Here is a 22,264-nt window from a genome sequence, read left to right on the forward strand (position 1 = left end):
TGAGCTGGGCGCCTTGCGCCCTGCGGGCCCGGACGACTGACTGACAGCAGATCGAGGACGGGCCATCACGGTCCGTCCTCGATCTGTCTTAACAGCCGGAGATGAGACCGGCCCATCGGCCCCTGAGAAGGAGCATCACCATGGCACACTTCGTCGATCGCGTCGTGCTGCACGCCGCAGGCGGTGACGGCGGGCACGGCTGCGTGTCCGTCCACCGGGAGAAGTTCAAGCCGTTGGGCGGCCCGGACGGGGCCGACGGCGGCGACGGCGGCGACGTCGTGCTCGTCGTCGACCCGCAGACCACGACGCTCCTGGACTACCACCACCGGCCGCATCGTCGGGCGGAGAACGGCGGCGTCGGCCAGGGCGGACTGCGTCACGGGCGCCGCGGAGCGACTCTGGAGCTGCCGGTGCCCGACGGCACAGTGGTGAAGGATCGCGACGGCACTGTGCTGGCGGACCTCGTCGGCGCCGGGGCTCGGCACACGATCGCCGACGGCGGACAGGGGGGCCTCGGGAACGCCGCGCTGGCCTCCAAGAAGCGCAAGGCCCCCGGCTTCGCGCTGCTCGGAACCCCCGGCGAGGAGCGCGAGGTCGTCCTCGAGCTGAAGACCGTCGCCGATGTCGCCCTGGTCGGGTTCCCCTCGGCGGGCAAGTCGAGTCTGATCGCTGCGATGAGCGCGGCCCGCCCGAAGATCGCGGACTACCCCTTCACGACCCTGGTGCCGAACCTCGGTGTGGTGCAGGCGGGTGAGACGAGGTTCACCGTCGCCGACGTGCCCGGCCTCATCCCCGGCGCGGCGCAGGGCCGGGGTCTGGGACACGAGTTCCTGCGGCACGTCGAGCGCTGCGCGGCACTGGTGCACGTGTTGGACTGCGCCTCCCTGGAGACCGACCGTGACCCGCTGAGCGACTTCGAGGCGATCGAGGCGGAGCTCGCGGCCTACGCGCCCGACGCCGTCGTCGATGCCTCCGGGCACACGGGCGAGGCCGCGATCCCGCTGAATGAGCGTCCGCGTCTGGTGGCGCTGAACAAGACCGACCTGCCGGATGGGGAGGCGATGGCGGACATGGTCCGCGAGGAGCTGGAATCCCGCGGTCTCCGGGTCTTCGACGTCTCCGCGCTGAACCGATCCGGGCTGCGGGCGATGGGCTTCGCCATGGCCGAGATCGTGGAGGAGGCCCGCCGCCAGCGGGAGGCGCCCTCCGCTCCCGTGCAGGTCACGGTCCGACCGAAGGCGGTGGACTCGAAGCCGTTCACCATCACCCGCGAGGAGAAGGGCGGAGAGCCGCTCTTCCGGGTGCGTGGGGCCAAGCCCGAGCGCTGGATCCAGCAGACCGACTTCAACAATGACGAGGCGGTGGGCTACCTGGCCGACCGCCTGGCGAAGCTCGGCATCGAGGACGAGCTCTTCCGCCAGGGAGCGACTCCCGGAGACGCCGTGGTCGTCGGGGGAGAGGACGGCGTGGTCTTCGACTGGGAGCCGACGATGGTCGGTGGAGCCGAGCATCTGGCTGGACCCCGGGGGAGTGACCTCCGCTTCGAGGATACGAACCGTCCCACCCGGGAGCAGAAGCGTGCCGAGCAGCAGGCCCGCCGTGACGCCAAGGCCGCGGTGCGGGCCGAGATGGAGGCCCAGTACGCCCACTGGGATGCTGAGGAGGACGAAGGCGCCGGTGGGGACGAGGACGAGGTGGAGGTCGTCTACACCCACGGCGATCCTGAGGAGGACCTGCGCATCGAGCACGGTGGACGCTCTGCGGAGGAGGCGGAGGAGACGGGGGATGGCCGTCGATGAGCACTCCTCGCCTGACCCAGTCGGTCATCACCGAGCGTTCCGAGATCACCCGCGCCCGACGGCTCGTGGTCAAGGTGGGTTCCTCCTCGCTGACGACCCTCGACGGCGGGATCTCCGTGGACGCGCTGAACCGCCTGGTGGACGCGCTGCAGCTGCTGCGTTCCCGAGGGACGCAGATCGTGCTGGTCTCCTCCGGCGCGATCGCGGCCGGACTGGCCCCGTTGGGACTGGAGCGTCGGCCCCATGACCTGGCCACCCAGCAGGCCGCGGCCGCCGTGGGACAGGGGCTGCTGCTGGCCCACTACAACCGGGCGTTCGCCACATACCGGACCACGGTCTCGCAGGTGCTGCTGACGGTGGAGGACCTGATCAGGCGCACCCACTACACCAATGCCCTGCGGGCGATCGAGAAGCTGCTGAGCCTCGGATCGGTGCCGATCGTCAATGAGAACGACGCGGTGGCCACCCATGAGATCCGTTTCGGAGACAACGATCGCCTCGCGGCGCTGACGGCGAACCTGATCCGCGCCGACGGCCTTGTGCTCCTCTCCGACGTCGACGCCCTCTACGACGGGCCTCCGGAGCAGGGCGGACGCCCTGTGCCCACCGTGCGGGGCCCCGAGGATCTGGAGGGGGTGACGCTGGGCCGACGCGGCAAGGCCGGCGTCGGCACCGGAGGCATGGTCACCAAGGTCGAGGCTGCGCAGATCACAGCCGGCAACGGCATCCCGGCGATGCTGACCTCTGCGGCGCAGGCTCCGCGGCTCTTCGCCGGCGAGGATGTGGGCACCTATTTCGTGGCCCAGGGCCGCCGCCGCGGTGCGCGTTCGGCCTGGCTGGCGCATCTGGCCCACGTCAAGGGACGCCTGACCATCGACGACGGTGCTGTCGCCGCCGTCGTGGACGGGCGACGCTCACTGCTGCCGGCGGGGATCCTGCGGGTCAGCGGCGAGTTCGAAGCCTCAGACCCAGTGGAGATCGCCGACCCGCGAGGCGTGGTGCGTGCCCGCGGACTGGTGGGATATGCCTCCACGGAGCTGCCCGGCATGCTGGGACGCTCCACGGCGGACCTGGGCCGGGACATGGGAACCGACTACGAGCGACCGGTGGTCCACACCGATGACATGGTGCGCGTGCCGGTGCTGGGTGGATGACACTGCTGAGAGGACGATCCCCGACGGCGACGGCAGGACCGACCGCCGCATGTGACGCCCGGGGGTGGTCCCCGGGACGACGAGGACTAGGCTGGAGAGCATGAGCGAGAAGCAGAGCACGGAGCAGCAGAGCACGGAGCAGCAGACCACCGAGAAGCTGACCACCGAGCAGGACGCGGGCCGGGAGTTCGAGGGCGAGACGACCCGGACCGAGGACCAGGACCTGCCAGGAGCGATCCGGGAGCTGTCCGCGCGTGCCCGTGCGGCGTCGAGACGCCTCGCTCAGCTGGATCGGGAGCGGAAGGACCGGACGCTGGCTGCTGTGGCCCAGGGGCTGCGTGAGTCGCGGGCCGCCCTCATCGAGGCGAACCAGAAGGACCTGGATCGCGGTCGGGAGTCGGGGCTGAGCCGTGCCCTGCTGGACCGGCTGGCCCTCGACGAGGCACGCATCGAACAGCTGGCCGCCGCCGTGGAGGAGATCATCGCCCTCGACGACCCTGTGGGTCGCGTCGTGCAGGGTCGCACGTTGCCCAACGGCCTGCGACTGAGTCAGGTGACGGTTCCGCTGGGCGTCATCGGGGTCATCTACGAGGCCCGCCCCAATGTGACGGTCGACATCGCCGCATTGGCGCTGAAGTCCGGTAATGCGGCGCTCCTGCGCGGCGGCTCGGCGGCGCAGAGCACCAATGAGACGCTGCTGGCCGTGATCCGGGACGCCCTGCGGGCCACGGCGGCGCCGGTGGACGCTGTGCTGAGCATCGATGCGCACGGACGAGACGGCGCGACCGAGCTGATGACGCAGGTCGGCTCGGTGGACGTGCTGATTCCGCGCGGAGGCCGGGAACTGATCCAGCATGTGGTGCGCACCTCCCGTGTGCCGGTCATCGAGACCGGTGAGGGCAACGTCCACGTGTTCGTCGATGCCAGCGCCGACCCGTCGATGGCTCGAGACATCGTGGTCAACGCCAAGGCGCATCGGCCCAGCGTGTGCAATGCCGCGGAGACCCTGCTGCTGCATCGGGATGCGGAGGCCGCCGGCCGTGAGGTGCTGCGCGGTCTGCTCCGTGCCGGCGTGGATCTGCATCTGGACCCCCGAGCCCAGGAGTGGCTGCCGGTCCAGGAGCCGGAAGATCCGGCGCGCAGCGGCGTCGAAGGCCAGGTCCTGGAGCTGACGGACGAGGACTTCGCCACGGAGTACCTGGATCTGCAGATGGCCGTGGGCGTCGTCGACTCCCTGGAGGAGGCGATCGAACACATCGGCCGGTGGAGCACCGGACACACCGAGGCGATCATCACGGATTCGGTGGCCCATGCGGACCGGTTCGTGGCGGAGATCGACGCGGCGGCGGTCGTGGTCAACGCGTCGACCCGGTTCACCGACGGCGGAGAGTTCGGCCTGGGGGCCGAGGTGGGGATCTCGACGCAGAAGATGCATGCCCGCGGCCCCATGGGCATGGGCGAGCTGACCACCACCAAATGGATCGTTCGCGGTGAAGGGCAGGTGCGTGGGGCCCGTGCCGAGAGCTCCGCGTTCCCGGGATCCTGCCCGGGGGACTGACGCGCTGACGGTAGACGCCTGCCAGGGCCTTCGGTAGCGTATGTGATGTCGGCCACTCCTTCGCGAGCGGCTGACCACCGCAGACGACGAAGGAGTCATCATGAACCTGGGCGACTACGACTGGCTGGGGCTGGTCGAGAAGGTCGTCATAGCTCTGGTCATCCTTCTGGTCACATGGATCGTGGCCAAGGTAGTCCGATGGGCTGTGGCGAAACTGGTCAGAAGCGTTCCTCTCCTGCAGCGTGGAGGTGATGGCGGCCAGTCCTTGGGCGAGGGGCTCGGCCAGATCGCCTCATTGCTGATCTGGCTGTTCGGCCTGGTGGCGGTCCTGCAGGTGTTCGCCCTGGAACAGGTCCTCACCCCGGTGCAGGAGCTGCTGCAGGTCTCTCTGGGCTTCCTGCCCAACATCATCGCCGCCGGTGTGATCTTCTTCATCGGTGTGGTGATCGCCCGCCTCGTCAAGCAGCTCATCGAGGCGACGGTCGGCAGGGTGAACTTCCACGGGCTGGCGAACCGGGCCAGGTCTGCCGCTGACCGCACCAGTGAGGCGGCAGGGGCTCCGGGTACGGCGGCACCCGCGGGGCAGAGCGGTCCACCGCCTGGCCAGGCGCCGGGTGGCGCCTCAGCCGAGGCCGTCGACGTCAATCGCAGGATCACCTCGACGATCGCCAACATCGTGTTCGCGATCATCGTCATCGTGGTCGGCATCGCCGCTCTGCAGGTACTGGGCATCTCGGCGATCTCGGAGCCTGCCACCGCGATGCTCGACATGATCCTCAACGCCATCCCGGCGATCATCGCCGCAGCGCTGATCCTCGGCGTCGGCGTCCTGATCGCGAAGTTCATCGGAGGCCTGCTCGAGTCGACCTTGGGCAGCATCGGCACCGACCGGTTCGCCGCCACCTTGGGCGTCGAGCCGCAGCAGTCCAGTGTCTCGTCGATCCTCGCGAAGATCGGGCAGGTCGCGATCGTTCTCTTCTTCGCCATCATGGCGGCCAGGGCTCTGAACTTCCCGGAGATCACGCTGATCCTCAACGAAGTCCTGGCGCTCGGCGGCCGGGTCCTCTTCGGCGCGATCATCATCGGAGTCGGCTTCTTCATCGCCAACCTCCTGGCCCGCACCGTGGGAGGCGGGACCGCGAGCACGATCATCCGCTACGGCACGCTCGCGCTGTTCGTGGCGATGGGTCTGCAGTACATGGGGATCGCGGACTCGATCATCAATCTGGCCTTCGGCGCCGTCGTCGTCGGAGGGGCTCTGGCCGCGGCCCTGGCCTTCGGCCTGGGAGGCCGGGACACGGCGGCCCGCACCCTGAAGAGGCTCGAGGACAACAGGGCGAGCACGTCGACGCCGGCAGCCGCGAGTGCCGACGCCACCCGACGGACGGGCGGCGCAGCCCAGGCCGGCGGCGGAACAGGGTCGACGGGCGGAACAGGGTCGACCGGACGCCCTGCGACGCCGCCGCAGTCGCCCCCGAGGACGCCGCCGCAGTCGCCTCCGGGGACTCCACCGTCCGCGCCGCCGCAGGCTCCATGAGGCTGCCGCTGACGCGAGCCTGACAAGGGGTCGGTTCGACCTGTCGGCGCATCGGATCGCTCCGGTGCGCCGACAGGCGAGTCGGCCCCGTCTTCGCGTAGACTTGCGGTGTTCTGAATCGTCCGTAGAGGGAGAGGCATGCTCAACCTGCCGTTCGCCGCCGAGATGCTGGCCGCCGAGGCTGAAGAGGAGATCGCCCTCTTCATGCCCGCCGAGTGGTTCGGCATCATCATGTTCATCGTGCTGATGCTGCTCCTGCTGATCACCGTCGGATTCTCCAGCAAGAGCAAGAGCCCCGCCGCCCGGGAGCACGAGGACCACTGAACGCAGTGCCTCCACAGTCCGCCGCCACCTCCGACCCCGGACGCCGCAGGATGCGGCTCGGGCTCATGGGTGGGACCTTCGACCCCATCCACCACGGTCACCTGGTGGCTGCCAGCGAGGTCGCCAGCGAGTTCGAGCTCGACGAGGTCATCTTCGTCCCGACCGGCCAGCCTTGGCAGAAGGCGGAACGTGATGTCACCGCACCGGAGCACCGGTACCTGCTCACTGTGATCGCCACGGCGGCCAACCCCCGGTTCACCGTGTCGCGGGTGGACATCGATCGCGGAGGACCGACCTTCACGATCGACACGCTCCGGGATTTCCGCCACCTCTATCCCGAGGCGGATCTGTTCTTCATCACCGGGGCGGATGCGATGGCACAGATCATGTCCTGGAAGGACGTCGACGAGCTGTGGGAGCTGGCACACTTCGTGTCCGTCACTCGGCCTGGCTACGTCTCCGAGGACTTCGGGCGTACCGATCACATCTCGCTCATGGAGATCCCGGCGATGGCGATCTCCTCCACCGACTGCCGAGAACGGGTCCGGGACGGCAAACCGGTCTGGTATCTGGTGCCGGACGGGGTGGTGCAGTACATCGCGAAGCACAGGCTGTACCAGGATCTCTCCAGTGCAGACGAGTCGTCTGTCACGTCCGGCGAGGCGGCCACGGGCGAGGACGACTCCCGGCATAGCATGGACGAAATCCCGCAACCCCGGACGACACACAGTCCGCAGGAGGCTACGACATGAGTGCAGAGAACCCCGAGCAGGGCGACGGCGGCGATCTCCGCGCCCGCTATCTGCCCGTGTCCCGGAAGGAGCTGCGCCGTCGTCGTGAGGCTGAGCTGGCCGCCCAGCAGGCCGACGGGCGTCCCTCGGGGACCCAGGACGGCGGCTCCGTCGACACGCCTTCTGACGAAGATTCTCAGCCGACGCCCCCGGCTGGGCCGGTCTCTGCCGCCGTCGTGCTCGACGAACAGACCCAGACGGCGAGCACGCCCGTGGTGAGTCCCCACGACCAGGCAGACGCCGCGGTGCTCGATGCTGACGATGACGAAGCGGTTGCCGGCAGCGAGGATGCCGCCGGTGAGGACGGCGCGGCTGACGACAGTCAGGGCGTCGAGGACGTTGCGGCAGAGGTCACCGACGTGACGTTGCCGGCGGTTCGGGAGGAAGACGCAGCCCAGGACCTGGCCGACAGCGAGGACCTGGTGGACAGCGAGGGCCTGGTGGATGTGGATGCCGCGGAGACCGGAACTCTTGAGGTGGTCCCCGTCCCCCCTTCCGAGGACGGCGACCAGGCTGAGGCATCGGACGCCGACGATCTCGACGATGACGACGGCGATGACGACGACGGGGATGACGACGGCGATGACTTCGACGGCGACGATCTCGAGGACGCCGACGACGTCGGCCTCGGAGCCGGCGACCCCGGCGGTGAGACGGCCGACGCGGGTCTGCCTGAGGACGAGGCAGATGATGCCGAAGACGTGGACGACGACGCAGATGACGCGGACGACGACGAGGCGGACGGCGGGGAGGACTCCGAGGATTCGCCGGAGGAGACGGCACCCGTGCCCGCGTCACGCAAGGCACGGCGCCTGCTGAGAGAGACCGGCAGCCTCCAGGCGCTGACCGATGACAAGCTGCAGGAGATCGACCAGCTGACGGCAGCGATCGCGACGCAGTCGGCCCAGGACCCGCATCGGGTGGATCCTGAGCTGCTGAAGAAGCAGCAGGCACTCGCTGCCAAGGCCATGCAGGCCAACCAGGAGCGCCGTCGTCGGGAGATCGAGGAGGAGGAGCGTGACCGCCGACGTCGTCGTCGGGAGCGGCCTGAGTCTGAGGTCATCACCCGCAAGGCGCTCCGCGCCTACGCCACCTCGGACGACCAGGAGTACGTGGACGTCCCCACCGGGGAGATCGACCCGATCGAGGCCAGTGGCGCCCACGGCCTCGAACTTGACGACATGGTGGAACAGACCACCCGGCAGGCCTCCCGGCAGGCCCTGCTTCTCTGGCTGGTGATCATCCTGGCAGCATTGCTGCTGATCGCCGTCGGCGTTGTCCTGTTCACCGTTCTCTGACACGACCACACCACACTTCGGCGGGGATCTGCCGACAACTGAGGAGCTTCGACTCGACGTGACCATCTCTGATGCGGTCCTGACCGAACTGCGCACAGCCGCCGCCGCGGCTGCGGACAAGCTTGCCACAGACATCGTGGGCCTCGACGTGGGGGAGAGGCTGGGCATCACCGACGCCTTCCTCCTCTGCTCGGCGCCGTCAGAGCGTCAGATCGGGTCGATCGTGGATGAGATCGAGCGTCAGCTGCGTGAGCAGCACGACTCCGCGCCGCTGCGCCGGGAGGGACGGGGGTCCGGCACGTGGGTGCTTCTCGACTATGGGCATCTCGTGGTCCATGTGCAGCACGAAGAGGAGCGCGTCCTGTACGGGCTGGATCGTCTCTACGCGGATGTGGACCGGGTGGATCTGCACCTGCCAGAGGCCGGACCAGCCGCAGCGGGCGAGTGATCGCCCCAGGTCAGGAGCCGATGGCGATGTGGCGAGCGCCACGTCATCCCGATTTGCATCGGCACTGGGCGGATGAGTAAAGTATAGGAGTCGCCACGGCGGCGGAGAGAAAAACATACGGGGGTATGGCGCAGCTGGTAGCGCGTCTGCATGGCATGCAGAAGGTCACGGGTTCGAGTCCCGTTACCTCCACGTAAAGTTGAATGTTCGAACCTTGCCCCGCGTGATCGCGGGGCAAGGTTCTTTCGTTGTGTGACCTGGGATCGGAGGCGAGGATTGTGGCGATCGCCTCGACAGGTTCGAGGGTGGCCTGGTCCTCGTCATCGATGCTGATGCGGTCGAACAGTGCCCGATTGAGCATCCGCCGCTCGGCTGGTTCCGCCTTCGCGTAGACGTCGTCGATGTCGGTGAGGAGACCGAGGATCGCGTCGAGCCCGACCTTGGCTTTGTCGTAGGTCGTCTCCAAGGTGTCGAGCCGGCCCGTGATCGCTTGGAGGCTCGCGCGGATGCGATCTTGCTCGGTCTTGAGCAGGTCGATCGGGATCGCGTCGGCGTAGTGGGCTTGGAGGAGCTTGACCTGTTCGGCTTCGAGCTTGGCCTTCTGCCCGGCGAGCACTTTCTGTTCGTCGCTGGTGGACTCGGCGAGGGTGTCGAACACCTGCCCGAGAACGCCCTTGATCTGCGTCGCCTCGTCAGCGGTGATCGAGACGTGTTGGTAGCGGGTCTCGATGGACTGCTCGACGCGGTGGGTGAGGACGGCGGTGCGCTGGCAGTTGTTGCGCTTGAACCGTCGGCCGGTGCAGGTGAAGTAGTCGTAGGTGACGCCCTGGTGGTTGCGGGGTCGCTCGAACATGAGCCGCTTCCCGCACCCGCAGTAGATCGAGCCTTTGAGGTAGTGGTCGTACTTCTGCGGTTTGTCGCCGACGACGTGGTTCTGCCCGAGGATCGTCTGTACCTGATCGAACGTCTCCGGGGTCACGAGGGGGTCGTGGGTGCCGGGGTAGGTGACATCGCGGAAGGTGACGATGCCCTGGTAGTAGGGGTTCGTCAGGATCTTGTGCAGCCCGGTCGTCGTGACCGGCTTCGCGGGGAACGTCGGCGTGGGCCTCGTGGTGAGCCCGCGGGTCTCTAACTCGCGGGTGAGCTTGGACAGCGACCAGTCCCCGGTGGCGTAGGCGATGAACGCGAACCGGACGAGCTCGGCCCGGTCGGGGTCGAGCTGCACGTCGCGGACCTCGTGGCCCTTCGGGTCGGTGGTGCGGACGTTGAGGTAGCCGATGGGCGCCTTGTGTGGGGTGCCGCCGATGGAGGCTTTCTGCACGAGCCCCTTGGTGACCTCCTGCGCGAGGTTCAGGGAGTAGAACTCGGCGATGGAGGCCATGATGCCGTGCATGAGCATCCCCGACGGGGTCTCGTCGATGTTTTCCATGACGGACACGAGCGTGACCCCGGCCTGGCGGAGGGTGGCGTGGATGATCGCGTCATCGAGCCGGTTCCTCGCGATCCGGTCGACCTTGTTGATGATGCAGTACCTGACGGGGTGCTCGGCGAGGTAGTCCAGCATCTCTTGGAGGGCTTTGCGGCGGGCGGTCTTGCCGGACTCGCCGGGCTCGATGAACTCCGCGACGATCACCGCGCCGAGCTGGTCGGCCTTGCGCTGCGCGGCCTCACGCTGCGCAGGGATGGACAGGCCCTCTTCGAGTCCGTTGCGGGTGGCCTGGTCCTTGGTGGAGACCCGCAGGTAGGAGATCGCGGGGACCTTCCCATCGGGAAGGATCTGCTCGCAGGAGAGCTTCGGACCGCTCGCGAGGTTGCGTAGAGCGGCGAGGTCGAGGCCTTGGGGGAGGTCGATGAGCGTCATGGTCGTGACTGCCTTTCGGGGCTCTCACCCACCCCCAGCAATGGGGATGGGTGCGGGCGCCGTCAGACTGTCACGACACAGATAGGAAGGGCCTGCCGAACCGCGACGGGTTCGGGCAACAACTTGGTAAGCCGGTAGCGCCCTGATGGACGTACTACAGGGATTCTACCGCTGGCTGCCCAGCAGCGCCCGGAGCCGGTCTCCGGCGTGACCGACCGCGCTGGCGGTGCCGGCCTCGCGCAGGGCGACGCGGATGAGGACTTCGGCGACCTTCTCCACGTCGATCTGCTCCCGCCTCGTGAACGTGACCCGCAGGTTCCGATCCGCCGGCGGCCGGGTGGTCTTGCGCTCATAGTTACGCACCATCACCGCTCACCCGTCCTCGGCGTCGGCATCGAGGTCGTCGAGGCGGGCGAAGACGGCGTCCTCGGCGGCCTTGCGGCGGGCGACTTGCTCGATCACGAACGCGATGAAGTCCGAGCGTCGGTCGGTGATCGGGACGTCCTCGACCGGCGGGGCGGGTGGTTCGCCGGGCCAGGAGGTCTGCCGGGATGGGCGGTCGCGATCCAGCCTCGTGCCGGATGCGGCGACCCAGTCGCGCAGTCGCTGCCGGGCGGCGGCGAAGTCGCGGTGCCACCCGATCGCGGCTGAGGCGTTCTGCTCGGGGTCGTAGGCACCGAGCCAGTGCAGATGCAGCGCACTGAGTTCCCAGTGCAGCTCGGGGTGTCGGTGCCAGTAGGGAGGGATCACCGATGCGGGGAGTGCGTAGGTGCGGCGGAGCCATTCGACCCATCGGTTCAGCGCCACCCACTCCTGCTCCAGGTCGTGGGAGAGCAGCAGGTTCCAGTTCACCGGCCTGGGCGGGCCGGGCACGTCGTCGTCCGGGTCGAGCCGCCCGAAGCCGTCGTCCTCCCACTCCTTGCCGTTGGTGTCCGTGTCGTCGGGCGGGGGCGTGGTGTTCCCGTTCATCATGTCTCGGCCCTCTTCGCTCACATGGCCCGTGCGGGCTGCTCGTGCTCGGGCTGGTCCTGCTCGACGGGCTCGAAGGTGACGGAGCGCTCGGGCTGCTCACGGTTCGCGGACTGCATCTGCGCGCGGCGTCGTGGGGTGCCGACCTCGGTGTTCATGCGGGCGAGGTCGTGCCCGAACCGGCTCGCGATGAACTCTGTGCGCTCGGCTCCGGTGTTGGGATTGGTGCTCGACTGGGTGCGTCCTGCCGCGAGGAACCAGTCGCCCTTTTCGAGCTTCCGCTCTCCGCTCTCGGCCGCGCCCCGGAACGCCACGACATCGTGGAAGGTCGTGGGCAGCTTGATGCGCGATCCGTCGGCTGCGAAGTCGTAGTGCTCCTGCCCGGCCCGGAAGTACAGGCGCTTCGTGCCGTCATGCGTGGTGGGCTTCGGGTCGGAGGCGATGAATCCGTAGAAGGCCTCGCCGATCTCCGGGTCCGGGTTGCTGTGCTGCTGCTCGCTCATGGCGTACTCCTCTGACTCTGCTCAGGCGGCGGTGGGTCCGCTGCGGCAGGCAGGTGCGCGTCTGCTGCCCAGCGCTCTACCCGGCCGGCTACTGCTGTTGCTGGGCGTTGTGCAGGAGGCGCTCGACCTCGACCCGGTCGGCCTTGAGTCGTGCCCCGTCGGGTCGGTCGGGCCAGGAGCGCAGATCGGTGATGATCGGTGGCGCTGAGCGCAGGAGGGTGACGGCGGTGCCGAACGGGAGCGTCCTGATCCGGTCCGGCGGGAGGATCGCGACCCGGCGCACGGAGCGCTGGTTGGAGCGGGAGCCGTAGTCGCCGACGGTGGTCGAGTCGGTCAGCTCGTCGCGTTCCCCGATCAGCGTGGAGAGGTCTTGCAGGTCGCGGCTGTTGGAGGCGCCGCCGAGGAGGATCTTCACGATCGAGGAATCCCAGATCGCTCCGGCCTGGTGCTCGTTCCACCGGTCGCGGGCCTGCGCGAGGGATTGCAAGACCGCGAAGGTCGTGATGCCCGTGCCCCCGCCTTCGGACATCAATGTCGGCAGGCTCGGCAGGGGCGAGAGATTGCCGATCTCATCGAGGGCGAGCAGCATCGGTGGGTCCAACCGCGCTCCCGTCGATCGGGCGGCGAGCCGGCGGGCCGTCTCAACCAGGTCCTCGACCAGTGCGGCGACGAGCGCGGCGCTGTTGCCCGCCCCGGCCCCGGTCGCGAGGAGGAACAGAGTGCCGCGCCGTTGGATGAATTGCTCGGGGTCGAACTCCTCACCCTCGCCTGGGGAGACCGCATCGAGCACCCGAGGGTCGGCCAGCGCTGCGAGCGAGAGGCTGACGCCTTGCCAGATCGAGTCTCTGGTGCGAGGGTCGGCGTCGATCATCGAGGCGAGCGAGTCCGCCCACCCGGTCGCCGCGCCGGGATGGTTGGTGAGGATCGCGACCGCATCGGCCGCGCTCGTGGGATCGAGCGTCCACCGGAACAGCTCGGCCGGACTCCGCCCATCGAGGGCGGCGGCGTGCAGGAGGGCTTGCAGGGCGGCTTTGGTCTTGCCTTCCCAGAAGTCGCCGCCCTCGACCCCGCCCGCGGACAGGCCGGTGGCCGAGGCGAGGCCGGCGGCGCGGATCATCGCGGTCTGCGGCGACTCGCATCCCCGGATCGGCGACCATCGCATCCCGGCCGGCAGGCCTTCGGCCAGATGCTGCGGGTCGAACACCGCGACCGGCCCGATCCGCCTGCGTGCGCGCAGGCACGCGGTCACGTTGTCGGGGCGCGTCGAGGTGGTGACCACCGCGCCAGGGGCGTCGAGGATTGCCGGGATCACGAGGAACAGGCCCTTGCCGCTTCGCGGGGCTCCCACGAGCAGGATGGAGTCCTCGACCGAGGCCCAGACCTCGTGCCGGTGCGCGGTGCCGAGCCGGTAGCCGACATCACCGGGCCGGGGATCTTCCAGTGTCGGACGCAGCGTGCCCGCGCGATGCAGCAGCGCTTTCGCGGAGGCGGCGCGGGCGACCTCGTGGCGGGTGGCGGTGCCCTCCTGCCGGTGCGGGTCGTGCGCGGCCTGCCGGCTCATGCGCCGGATCAGCCCCCACGCCCAGAATCCCGCCGTGACGAGGATCGTGAGCATGAGGGCGGCGACGATCCAGTAGACGACCGGGCTCAACCCGTTGGCGCCGAGCTGCCCGCCGGGATCGGCGGGATCGAAGAACACAGCGACCCCGCCGGTCATCCCCGCGGTCGGCTGGGCGGTGCCGGTGAGGAACGCGGCCACGCTGCCGGCGATCCGCAGCACGAACGCGACCCCGAGCAGGGCGCCGATGGCGATGAGGATCATGTTGGTGAGCTCGTCGCCCATCGCCCCGCCGTTCCCGGAGCGGGCGGGCTGGCCGGTCACGACAGGCCCCGGACGGCGATCGTGCCGGAGACCCGCCCGACCAGCACCACCTCGCCCGCCTTCGCTGCGGCGACCTGGGCGGGATCGAGCAGGGCACGAGCCTGCCCGTCGGGGGTGGCGTCCGTGTGGGCGACGATCAGCGCGACCGCGACGTCCTCCCCGGCGATGAACCCATCCCCACCGTCGACACGGATCGGATCGGTGCCGCGGCGACGCTTGGCCGCCTTGACCGGCTCCGGCTTCGGCGCCGCTTCGGGTTGCGGGGCGGGGCGTGGGGCGGCGGGGAGGATGTCGGTGAACGTGGTGCCGTCGGACTCGTGTACCGTGACCCGCACCGGGATCGCCCGGTCATGGGTGACGTGGTCGATGATCTGCGCGAACATCGCCCGCCGCCACGCCCCCGACTCCTCGGGAGCGGCGACCGGGTGGGTGTTCAAGGTGGCGGCCAGGGTGCCGTCCTCGTGCACGTCGAGCACGAGATGCGGCACCGAGATCGGGGCTGACGAATCAGGGTTCGGGGCATGTCTCATGCCGGCAGGTGCGCCCGCACCGCCTGCGTGTCCTAGCTGCGTGCCGCTGCCCGCGAGCTCGTGTCGAAGAGCCGATTTTCGGCAGGGTGTAGCTGATGCTGGATCACGTAGGACTTGCCCTTGATCTTCCACAGGCCCTGCCCGACCCCGAGCGTGGGCAGCAGGGACTGCTCGGTGCCGGTCAGCCCCAGCGCCTGAGAGGTCGGGCCGAGCTGGTCGGATTCTTGCCTGTAGATGATCCTGGTCTCCGCATTCGCCAGGAGGCTGTTCGCCAGCCCCCGCATCGCCGAGCCTTGGTCGCCGACGTTGTCGAGGTCGGAGACCTTGTGGAAGATCATCGCGTTCGCGATCCCATACGCACGGGCGAGCCTCCAGTGCGCATCCATCCGTCGCAGGAGGGCCGGCTGGGACATGAGCCGCCAGGCCTCGTCGTAGATGCACCAGCGCTGCCCACCGGACGGGTCGAGCAGAGCGGCCTCCATCCACGCCGACGAGCAGGTCATCAGCGCCGAGATGAGCGTGGAGTTCTCCGTGACCTGCGACAGGTCCAGGGAGATCATCGGCAGCGACGGGTCGAACACCTCCGTCGAGGGTCCGTCGAACAGGCCGGCCAGGTCACCGCGGACCAGACGCCGCAGCGCATGGCCGACCATGCGGCCGTCCTCCTTGAGCCGGCCGTCCTGATCCGTTGCGGGGTCGAGGAGATGGTCGACGACCATCGGCAAAATCGGCACCGTGTTCTCCCGCATCGTCGCCGCCAACGCGGTATCGATCGCGGTGTGCTCCAACGGCGACATAGGCCGCGCCAGCACCGTCTCGGTCAGGGCGCCGATGAGGTCACGACGGCGGGAGGTGACCGTCGCCGTCCACTGCTCATCATCCATCCCACCCGGCCGGTACCCCTCATCCAGAGGGTTCAGGCGGGCGGGCAGGCCGTGGCCGAGCTTGATCGCCCGACCGCCGACGGCCTCGGCGACGGCGCTGTGCTCGCCCTTCGGATCGCCGGGAATGTAGACCCGCCGCCCGAACCCTAACGACCTCGTATAGAGCGATTTCGCGAGGGAGGATTTCCCTGATCCGACGATCCCGGCGACGACGACGTTCGGGGCGGTGATGACCCCGTTCGCATACAGCACCCACGGGTCGTAGACGAAGCTCCCGCCCGAGTAGAGGTCCTGCCCGATGAACACGCCCTGCGAGCCGAGGCCGCCTTCAGCGAGGAACGGGTAGGCGCCGGCGAGCATCGCGGAGGTGTCCTGGTGTCTGGGTAGCCGGAACCTTCCCGGTGTGCGCAGCATGGCGGGGCCGGGCTCGCCGGCGGTGGGCAGATACCGGGCCGCCCGGCGCTCGGCGCGGTCGCGGGCCTGCTTCGCCTTCGCCTCGGCTTGCTGCTTTCTGCGCTGCTCGGCGATGAGCTTCGCGGCCGCGTGCCGGCGCTGTTTGCGCAGTCGGCGCCGTTCCTTGGACGGGGTGACGAGGACGGCGGTGTGCAGCCGCTCGGACTCCGGCCGGGTCATCGGTACAGTCCTCGCTCCTCAGCGACCTCGGCGATCGCATCCGGCAGGAACCACGAGGCCCCATCCGCCCGGCGCGGCCCACGGTGCCGGCCCGCCCCGTCATGGACGGGGTGCTCGCCGGGCTGCGCCGATGGTTCGGGGTCGGGGGCGTCGATGCGTCGGGCCAGGCCGACGTAGCCGAGGTCCGGGCTGTAGGTGAGGGCGTAGTCGTCTCGGGTGGCGAGCCGGTCTGCGGGGGTCTGCGGGGCGGCGTCGTAGACGTACCCGTTCTCCATCGCATCGGCGATGGTGTCCTCGCCGTGGTCCCAGCCGGCGAGGTATTCGATCGCGGGGTCGGTGCCCTGCCGGTCGATGATCTCCATCACCGGCTCGGCCTCCTCGCCTTGGAGGAACACGACGCTGACCCACCGGTGCGGAGCATCCTCGGGCTGCCAGGCGATGCGGGCGGCCCGGTTCGAGGCCCGGTCGAGGACCGTGTCGGCCTGCCGGAGACGAGCGGAAGCCTCCTGTAGCGCGGCGGCAGCCTCGAACGTGAACCGGCTGCCGGTCTCCCGGTCGCCGGCATCAGTGGTCGCGCGGGCGGTGTGGCGCTGGTAGGCACGTCCGAGCTGGTCGAGCACCTGTGACAGGTTCCGGGTGGTCGCCATGAGCTCCCCGATCACCGGGTACAGCACCTCGGGGTCCTCGACGCGCTGGCTGGCGTGAGCGAGTCCGCGCAGGGCCTCAGCGCTCTCGCGGGCATCGGCATTGGGGTCGTTGAACGTCGGCATGATCGGCGCCTCTCACAGGTTTCAGGGATCGGGTGTGGCAACGCCCCGACCTCCGGAGGTGAAGGAGAGGTCGGGGCGCTGCTGTGTGCCAGGTGCACCCGAGCGCGCACCGAGCGCAGGCGGGGTCAGACGCGGCGGGCGATCGGCAAAGCAGCGGCGGTGAACGCGGCCGCTTGCTGCCCGACCAGGCGCCTGGTCTCGCAGGAGGCCTGGATCGCGGCTTGCTCGATCGCCGCGACCGCCGTGTCGAGCTCCTCCACGGTCGGGGCGGTAACGGCGATCAGCCCGGTGTAGCGCACCACGCCGTGCCCGGCCGTCAGATCGCTTTCCTGCCGCAGGACGTCCTCGTACTCCGCGGCCTGGGAGGCGTCCTGGATCTGCCCGATCTTCGCCCGCTGTGCACGGTCGCTGATGTACTCGACCTTCTTCTTGCGTAGGTCGCGCACGGCCTGGTCGGTGCGCAGCGGGGTGCACAGCAGCGAGATCGACCGCTGAATCCCCGTCGACAGCGCGATCGGGGCGAGGAAGCCGGGATAGACCATCGCTCGCGGCCACTCCGAGATCCAGAGCACGGCGTGGTGGCCGGAGTCGGTGCGCAGCCGATCCCAGGTCTCGGTGACCGCGACGGGACCTGCGGTGGCGAGGTCGTGGCCGAGCTGCCCGTGGCGTTCCAGGGTCGGGCCGATCGCCGGATCGTAGGCGGTGCGCAGCATCACCGCGAGCTGCCCGGCCGACAGCCACCCGGACGGGTCGAGGTCCGCCGCCCGCAGCGCCGAGGCGAGCGTGGTCATCTCCTGGCGCAGCACGTTCGCGGCGCCTTTCATGCCGCCGCCGGCGGTGCGGATCTGCCGGCCGGCCGCGCGCATGTCCAGGGACAGCGACAAGGTCGTGGCGTGCCGCTCCCCAGCGGGGCCGGCGCGCTCGATGAGCTCACCGTAGGTGGTCGAGGCCCAGGACCCGTCGTGGGTGCCGTGCTCGGCCCACCATTCCGCCAGACCCTGCCCCGCCTCGGGCAGGGTCCGCTCCAGCACCTGCAACGCGGACACTCGCCCGGAGCGGCAGATCGTGGCGAGCACCCTGCCCCAGGCCGAGACCCTGCGGTTCTGCTCGGACGGGTCCAGGAGCACGAACGCGGGATGGGAGACGGCCACGACGACCGTGAGCGTGTTCGCGGACGGGTCGTGGATCATGCCCGCCCCGGTGTCGGGGTCGGTGTACTCCCGCAGCCGCGCCATGTCGCCGGGCAGGGCGAGGGTGCCCTCGGGTCGGGGCGTGGTGATGCGGCGCCGGTAGAGGAGCTGCCCGCCGGTGGTGCGCCACAGCCACCACGTGCAGACCGGTATCCATTCGACCAAGGGCCGGCCGGCGGCCTTCACCCAGGCCAGGGCGATGGCGAGCATCCAGACGGGGGCGGAGTAGGCGATGAGGATGCCGCCGCCGGCGTAGAGCGCCCCGATCAGCGACGCCCCGCCCAGACCGAGGGCGATCATCTGCGACAGGGAGAGGCCGAGGATGAGGCCGCGGCGGGTGAGGCGGGAGAACTTCACCGGCACCAGCTCGCCGGCCGTCTGCGGATCGTCCGTGCGTGGCATGGTCTACTCCTTCCCGCCGGCAGGACCCGGCTGCGGGTCGGTCGGGGTGTTCGGCATCGGCGGCGAGGGCGGAGGCGGCGTGCCACCCGACCCGCTCCCGTTGCTGCCGGCGTCGCCTGGGCTGCCGGGCGTGTTGTCGCCTCCGGTGTGCTGCGCTCCGCTCGCGGCGGCGTCGGCCTGGCTGCCGACCTCGTTGCCGGCCTTCGGGCCGGCCTCGGCGGACTCCTTGGCCACGAGCGCCCCGGCGACCACGGGCGCTGCCGGGCCGGAGCTCGCGGCGGTCTCGGTGCCGGCCTCGGCGGTCGCGGTCTCCGTGCCGGCGGGCGGCCCGGATGGGGCCGGAGGCTTCCCGCCCCCATCGCCCCCGCCTGCGTCGGCGCTGCCGGAGTCGCCGCCGCCGTCGCCGGAGCCGTCGAGGATCTTCTTGGTGCCCTCGCCGCTGGGCTTGCCGGGGATCGGCAGGGGCCGGTTCATCGCGCTCTTCGCGTCCTGCTCGGCGCCCATCGAGTTGTAGAGGTCGAAGCCGACGAAGGAGATCAGCCGGTACACCATGTACGGGGCGAAGGCCGCGATTCCGAGCAAGACAATGCCCGCGATCGGCTCGGTCACCGCGGTCAGGCCCGCGTCGACCGGGGTCGCGACCTGCGTGATCGCCACGAGGAACACGACGACCAGCACCAGCTTGGAGACGATCAGGGCGATCAGGAACGTCGCCCACTTCCCGATCCACCCCTTGGTCACATCCCACGACGCCCCCGAGAGGGCGAGCGGGGCGAGGACGACGGTGACGAGGATCAGCGCCTTGCGGATCAGCAGGGAGAACCAGACGATGCCGATCGCGGCGATCATGAGGCCGGCGAGGAAGATCGAGATGATCGCGCCGACGCCGGGAGCTGTGATGTTCAGCCCCGACAAGGCGCCGGCGAGCAGGAGGAGCTGGTTGCCCATCGACTCGGTGGTCTCGCCGGCGGCTTGGATGAGGCCGATGCAGAGCTGGTCGACGATCTCCAGCAGCACCGTGGTGAGGGTGATGACGACGAACGACCCGAGGATCGACTTCCCCGCCCCCAGCGCCGCTCGTGAGAGGGCGCCGGGGTCGCGTTGGATCATGCCGGTGATGAGCTGGAGGAAGAAGAAGATCGCGACGATGAACAGGGCGATCCCGAACACGATGTTGTAGACGGACACGAACCCGTCCTGGTTGAGGTCGACCAGGGTCGTGGTGTCGAAAACTTGCCACATGGTCTCCATCAGCCAGGCCGCGGCCCCGGCCATCGAGGAGGCCAGCCAGTCGAACGGGGCGGCGATCAGCGACGCGGTGCCCTCGCCGACCGCATCACAAACTGAGGAGATGACGGGGATGTCGCACACGCTCACGGCAGGCCCCTCCTTTCACACGCACAGAGAGAGGGGTCAGACCTGCTGGCCGACGGTCCAGCCGAAGTTCACCAGCGCGACGGCGGCGCCGCAGATCACGGCCGCGCCGCAGGAGATCAGCAGGCCCGTCTTTCCCCTTCCCGCCAGGTGGGGGTTGGAGGAGTTGGAGCCGTAGGCCCAGATGACCGCGCTGACGATCAGCGCGAGCACGGCCAGGACGAGGCCGACGGTCATCACGGCGCCCACGATGGTGCGCAGCTGCTCGATACCGGGGAGGCCATCGGAGTTGGGGTCGATGTCGATCACGATGAGTGCCCTTTCAGAAGACGACAGACAGTTCCGACCGCCAGGTGCACCCCCGCCCCCTGCACACGAGAAAGCGGCCCACCCCCGGTGGTGCCAAAGCACCCCAGGGGCGGGCCGCGAGAAGGAGGAGGCGGGGCGGTTAGAGCTGGTCGCCGATCGTGATGAGCCAGTTCAGCCAGGCGACGCCTGCGCCGGCGAGGATCGCGGCGCCCAGGGCGACGAACACTCCGATCCGGCCTCTGGTCGCGGTCTGGTAGTTGCCGTTCGATGCGCCGACGGCCCAGCAGATCGCGGAGACGATGAGCATCAGCACCGCGACGATCAGCGCGAACATCAACAGGGCGCCGGCGACCTCGCGCAGCTCGCTGATCCCCGACAGGCCCTCGAAATCGGGAAACACGTCCATCACGCCGCCTCCTGCCGGACGGTGATGTGCAGGTGGTCGAAGTGCCCGCCCGTCACATCCGTGGGGTCGTGCATCCCACCGCCGCCGTAGTCGCGCCAGCCCTCGTCGGCGCGCGCGAGGGACCAGATCTTTCCCTGCCAGATGAGGTATTCCACGCCGAGGGTGTCGGCGTGCTCCATCAGCCAGTTCGTGACCTGCCAGCCGTATTCGAGCTGGTCCGGGGTCGGGTATTGGCCGATCGCGTTCCCGAACGCGACATCGCAGGCCCGTCCGATCGGGTGCTCCGAGGTCGTGCCGGGCCGGGGTGAGTAGCACGCCCAGGTCGAGTCGGGGAACGCCGCCAGGGTCTGCTCGTAGACGCTGCGCATCCTGACGGTGATCTGCCCGTCGCTGGTGGGGTCGTCCACGAGCTCGTCGCCGTCGCCCTCCACCGGCGAGGGATCGCCCGGCGAGCCGGTCTCGGTGTCGCAGTCCTCCTGCCCGGCGGGGGTGACGCCGGACTCGTCGAGGTCGGCGGCGTCGTGGTCGTTCAGCCACGCGGCGGGGTCGATGTACTCGCCGTCGGTGCCGCCGTCGCGGACTTCGAAATGCAGATGCGGCCCGGTGGACATCCCGCTGCTGCCGACGTCGGCGATGTGCTGCCCGGCCCGCACCGTGTCGCCCACGCTCACGTGGATGCCGTGCTCCCAGGAGTGGATGTAGGCGGTAGCGATCGTCTTCCCGTCGATGCGGTGCTCGATGACGACCTGCCCGCCCCAGGCCTCGGTGTACTCCGCGACGGTCACGGTGCCGTCGGCGGCGGCGAGGATCGGCGTGCCGTCGGGCGCGGAGAAGTCGCTGCCGGTGTGGAAGGACTGCTCGCCGGTAATCGGATGCACCCTGCGTCCGAACGGGCTGGTGGGCACCCAGGTGCCTTCGGGCAGCGGAAAGACGACCCGCGCCGACTCGACAGGCTCCGCCGGCACGAGCGCCAGAGCCTGGGCGGGGCCGGGCTGCCCACTGCCGGTGAGGGTGGTGAGAATCTGCTCGGCGACGGGCTCGTAGTTGTCGTACCGGTCCGGGAACGCGGAGACCTCGACGGCTTGGGCGGCCTCGCCTTTGCCCATCTGCTCCCAGCCGGGAATGTCCAGCAGGCCGCGTGGGGAGCCGTGGTTTGGGCCGTCGGGTCCGCCGTAGAACGCGGCGGCCTGGTAGTCGGGGTCCATGAGCTCGGCGACCGTTCCCCACCCGGCGGCGGGCCGCATCTGGAAGAGCCCCAAGCTGTCGTTGTCACTGCCGTCGCCGTCGTGCGGGTAGTCGGCGCTGTCGGGGTAGGCCGACGTGTTGGCGAGCATCCGCATCCGCGACTCCGTCAGCGCGGCCATCAGCGCGATCACGATCCCGTCACGGTCGACGCCCTCGGTGGCGGAGCCGGTCTCGATGATCGTCGCGGCGTGCGTGAGCTCGGTGCGCCCGAGCGTGACCGTCTCCCCGTGCCGGGTGGTCGAGGTCAGCTCGTCGGGGATGTCGCCGACCTGCACCCGGCCGCCGGGCGCGGCGCAGGACGCGGCGGAAGGGTTGACGAGCAGCCCGACCGAGACGAGGAGGACCATCGGGCCGAGCAGAACCAAGGCGGCCAGTGCTGCGATGAGCTTGCGCATCG

At 69.5% G+C, this 22,264-nt stretch carries 20 protein-coding genes, 1 tRNA gene and 1 pseudogene; 9 read left to right on the forward strand and 13 right to left on the reverse strand.

The genetic code is table 11. From position 1 onward, the window contains the following. The first annotated feature begins 140 nt into the window (after positions 1 to 140). The 9 genes from obgE (at position 141) to Q7C18_RS03825 (ending at position 9,101) form a co-directional block, all read left to right on the forward strand. Positions 141 to 1,799, forward strand: a complete 1,659-nt coding sequence (obgE, locus tag Q7C18_RS03785) for a GTPase ObgE (RefSeq protein ID WP_311024255.1) — start codon at positions 141 to 143, stop codon at positions 1,797 to 1,799. Beyond that, positions 1,796 to 2,953, forward strand: a complete 1,158-nt coding sequence (proB, locus tag Q7C18_RS03790) for a glutamate 5-kinase (RefSeq protein WP_311024256.1) — start codon at positions 1,796 to 1,798, stop codon at positions 2,951 to 2,953. The genes obgE and proB overlap by 4 nt, the downstream gene beginning before the upstream one ends. A 100-nt stretch (positions 2,954 to 3,053) precedes the next feature. After that, positions 3,054 to 4,511 carry a glutamate-5-semialdehyde dehydrogenase gene (locus Q7C18_RS03795; RefSeq protein WP_311024257.1) on the forward strand — a complete coding sequence of 486 codons (1,458 nt, stop codon included), beginning with the start codon at positions 3,054 to 3,056 and terminating at the stop codon, positions 4,509 to 4,511. A gap of 100 nt (positions 4,512 to 4,611) precedes the next feature. Next, the gene (locus tag Q7C18_RS03800) at positions 4,612 to 6,048 is read left to right on the forward strand and encodes a mechanosensitive ion channel (RefSeq protein ID WP_311024258.1); all 1,437 of its coding nucleotides are present in this window, start codon (positions 4,612 to 4,614) and stop codon (positions 6,046 to 6,048) included. 138 nt (positions 6,049 to 6,186) lie between these two features. Next, positions 6,187 to 6,372, forward strand: a complete 186-nt coding sequence (locus Q7C18_RS03805; protein ID WP_070161602.1) for a hypothetical protein — start codon at positions 6,187 to 6,189, stop codon at positions 6,370 to 6,372. 65 nt (positions 6,373 to 6,437) lie between these two features. Next, on the forward strand, positions 6,438 to 7,124 hold the full coding sequence (nadD, locus tag Q7C18_RS03810) for a nicotinate-nucleotide adenylyltransferase (protein WP_070161606.1): 687 nt from the start codon (positions 6,438 to 6,440) through the stop codon (positions 7,122 to 7,124). Then, on the forward strand, positions 7,121 to 8,461 hold the full coding sequence (locus Q7C18_RS03815) for a hypothetical protein (protein WP_311024259.1): 1,341 nt from the start codon (positions 7,121 to 7,123) through the stop codon (positions 8,459 to 8,461). The genes nadD and Q7C18_RS03815 overlap by 4 nt, the downstream gene beginning before the upstream one ends. A 58-nt stretch (positions 8,462 to 8,519) precedes the next feature. Beyond that, entirely contained in the window at positions 8,520 to 8,909 is a 390-nt protein-coding gene (gene rsfS / locus Q7C18_RS03820) for a ribosome silencing factor (protein ID WP_070161598.1), read from the forward strand. 119 nt (positions 8,910 to 9,028) lie between these two features. Continuing rightward, positions 9,029 to 9,101, forward strand: a tRNA-Ala gene (locus Q7C18_RS03825). Between the two features lie 802 nt (positions 9,102 to 9,903). On the opposite strand, the pseudogene Q7C18_RS16760 reads toward Q7C18_RS03825, so the two are convergent. From Q7C18_RS16760 to Q7C18_RS03895, 13 genes and pseudogenes are all read right to left on the reverse strand, one after another. Further along, a pseudogene (locus tag Q7C18_RS16760) lies at positions 9,904 to 10,770 on the reverse strand (recombinase family protein); the annotation flags it as partial. 165 nt (positions 10,771 to 10,935) lie between these two features. Next, on the reverse strand, positions 10,936 to 11,136 hold the full coding sequence (locus Q7C18_RS03840) for a hypothetical protein (RefSeq protein WP_311024262.1): 201 nt from the start codon (positions 11,134 to 11,136) through the stop codon (positions 10,936 to 10,938). A 6-nt stretch (positions 11,137 to 11,142) separates the two neighbouring features. Continuing rightward, the gene (locus Q7C18_RS03845; protein WP_311024446.1) at positions 11,143 to 11,739 is read right to left on the reverse strand and encodes a hypothetical protein; all 597 of its coding nucleotides are present in this window, start codon (positions 11,737 to 11,739) and stop codon (positions 11,143 to 11,145) included. 20 nt (positions 11,740 to 11,759) lie between these two features. Beyond that, positions 11,760 to 12,242 carry a hypothetical protein gene (locus Q7C18_RS03850; RefSeq protein WP_311024263.1) on the reverse strand — a complete coding sequence of 161 codons (483 nt, stop codon included), beginning with the start codon at positions 12,240 to 12,242 and terminating at the stop codon, positions 11,760 to 11,762. An 88-nt stretch (positions 12,243 to 12,330) separates the two neighbouring features. Beyond that, a complete protein-coding gene (locus Q7C18_RS03855) occupies positions 12,331 to 14,085 on the reverse strand; it encodes a TraM recognition domain-containing protein (RefSeq protein WP_311024264.1) in 1,755 nt (584 codons plus the stop codon). Between the two features lie 35 nt (positions 14,086 to 14,120). Beyond that, complete coding sequence (locus Q7C18_RS03860) at positions 14,121 to 14,654, reverse strand: hypothetical protein (RefSeq protein WP_311024265.1); 534 nt, start codon at positions 14,652 to 14,654, stop codon at positions 14,121 to 14,123. Between the two features lie 32 nt (positions 14,655 to 14,686). After that, positions 14,687 to 16,171, reverse strand: a complete 1,485-nt coding sequence (locus Q7C18_RS03865) for an ATP-binding protein (RefSeq protein ID WP_311024266.1) — start codon at positions 16,169 to 16,171, stop codon at positions 14,687 to 14,689. After that, positions 16,168 to 16,941, reverse strand: a complete 774-nt coding sequence (locus tag Q7C18_RS03870) for a hypothetical protein (protein WP_311024267.1) — start codon at positions 16,939 to 16,941, stop codon at positions 16,168 to 16,170. Before Q7C18_RS03870 ends, Q7C18_RS03865 begins: the two co-directional genes overlap by 4 nt. Before the next feature lie 125 nt (positions 16,942 to 17,066). Then, on the reverse strand, positions 17,067 to 18,533 hold the full coding sequence (locus Q7C18_RS03875; protein WP_311024268.1) for an SCO6880 family protein: 1,467 nt from the start codon (positions 18,531 to 18,533) through the stop codon (positions 17,067 to 17,069). 3 nt (positions 18,534 to 18,536) lie between these two features. After that, on the reverse strand, positions 18,537 to 19,910 hold the full coding sequence (locus tag Q7C18_RS03880; protein ID WP_311024269.1) for a conjugal transfer protein TrbL: 1,374 nt from the start codon (positions 19,908 to 19,910) through the stop codon (positions 18,537 to 18,539). A gap of 36 nt (positions 19,911 to 19,946) precedes the next feature. Further along, the gene (locus Q7C18_RS03885) at positions 19,947 to 20,216 is read right to left on the reverse strand and encodes a DUF6112 family protein (RefSeq protein ID WP_311024270.1); all 270 of its coding nucleotides are present in this window, start codon (positions 20,214 to 20,216) and stop codon (positions 19,947 to 19,949) included. 139 nt (positions 20,217 to 20,355) lie between these two features. Then, complete coding sequence (locus tag Q7C18_RS03890; protein ID WP_311024271.1) at positions 20,356 to 20,622, reverse strand: DUF6112 family protein; 267 nt, start codon at positions 20,620 to 20,622, stop codon at positions 20,356 to 20,358. Continuing rightward, positions 20,622 to 22,262 carry a M23 family metallopeptidase gene (locus Q7C18_RS03895; protein WP_311024272.1) on the reverse strand — a complete coding sequence of 547 codons (1,641 nt, stop codon included), beginning with the start codon at positions 22,260 to 22,262 and terminating at the stop codon, positions 20,622 to 20,624. Before Q7C18_RS03895 ends, Q7C18_RS03890 begins: the two co-directional genes overlap by 1 nt. Between the last annotated feature and the right edge of the window lie 2 nt (positions 22,263 to 22,264).

It is taken from the genome of Nesterenkonia sp. CL21, from assembly GCF_031705515.1.
In the GTDB taxonomy this organism is placed as follows: Bacteria; Actinomycetota; Actinomycetes; order Actinomycetales; family Micrococcaceae; genus Nesterenkonia; species Nesterenkonia aethiopica.

Coding starts and splice junctions, on each gene's coding strand:
- obgE (WP_311024255.1), top strand. CDS start 141: ATGGCACACTTCGTCGATCGCGTCGTGCTGCACGCCGCAGGCGGTGAC.
- proB (WP_311024256.1), top strand. CDS start 1,796: ATGAGCACTCCTCGCCTGACCCAGTCGGTCATCACCGAGCGTTCCGAG.
- Q7C18_RS03795 (WP_311024257.1), top strand. CDS start 3,054: ATGAGCGAGAAGCAGAGCACGGAGCAGCAGAGCACGGAGCAGCAGACC.
- Q7C18_RS03800 (WP_311024258.1), top strand. CDS start 4,612: ATGAACCTGGGCGACTACGACTGGCTGGGGCTGGTCGAGAAGGTCGTC.
- Q7C18_RS03805 (WP_070161602.1), top strand. CDS start 6,187: ATGCTCAACCTGCCGTTCGCCGCCGAGATGCTGGCCGCCGAGGCTGAA.
- nadD (WP_070161606.1), top strand. CDS start 6,438: ATGGGTGGGACCTTCGACCCCATCCACCACGGTCACCTGGTGGCTGCC.
- Q7C18_RS03815 (WP_311024259.1), top strand. CDS start 7,121: ATGAGTGCAGAGAACCCCGAGCAGGGCGACGGCGGCGATCTCCGCGCC.
- Q7C18_RS03840 (WP_311024262.1), bottom strand. CDS start 11,136: ATGGTGCGTAACTATGAGCGCAAGACCACCCGGCCGCCGGCGGATCGG.
- Q7C18_RS03845 (WP_311024446.1), bottom strand. CDS start 11,739: ATGAACGGGAACACCACGCCCCCGCCCGACGACACGGACACCAACGGC.
- Q7C18_RS03850 (WP_311024263.1), bottom strand. CDS start 12,242: ATGAGCGAGCAGCAGCACAGCAACCCGGACCCGGAGATCGGCGAGGCC.
- Q7C18_RS03855 (WP_311024264.1), bottom strand. CDS start 14,085: ATGGGCGACGAGCTCACCAACATGATCCTCATCGCCATCGGCGCCCTG.
- Q7C18_RS03860 (WP_311024265.1), bottom strand. CDS start 14,654: ATGAGACATGCCCCGAACCCTGATTCGTCAGCCCCGATCTCGGTGCCG.
- Q7C18_RS03865 (WP_311024266.1), bottom strand. CDS start 16,171: ATGACCCGGCCGGAGTCCGAGCGGCTGCACACCGCCGTCCTCGTCACC.
- Q7C18_RS03870 (WP_311024267.1), bottom strand. CDS start 16,941: ATGCCGACGTTCAACGACCCCAATGCCGATGCCCGCGAGAGCGCTGAG.
- Q7C18_RS03875 (WP_311024268.1), bottom strand. CDS start 18,533: ATGCCACGCACGGACGATCCGCAGACGGCCGGCGAGCTGGTGCCGGTG.
- Q7C18_RS03890 (WP_311024271.1), bottom strand. CDS start 20,622: ATGGACGTGTTTCCCGATTTCGAGGGCCTGTCGGGGATCAGCGAGCTG.
- Q7C18_RS03895 (WP_311024272.1), bottom strand. CDS start 22,262: ATGCGCAAGCTCATCGCAGCACTGGCCGCCTTGGTTCTGCTCGGCCCG.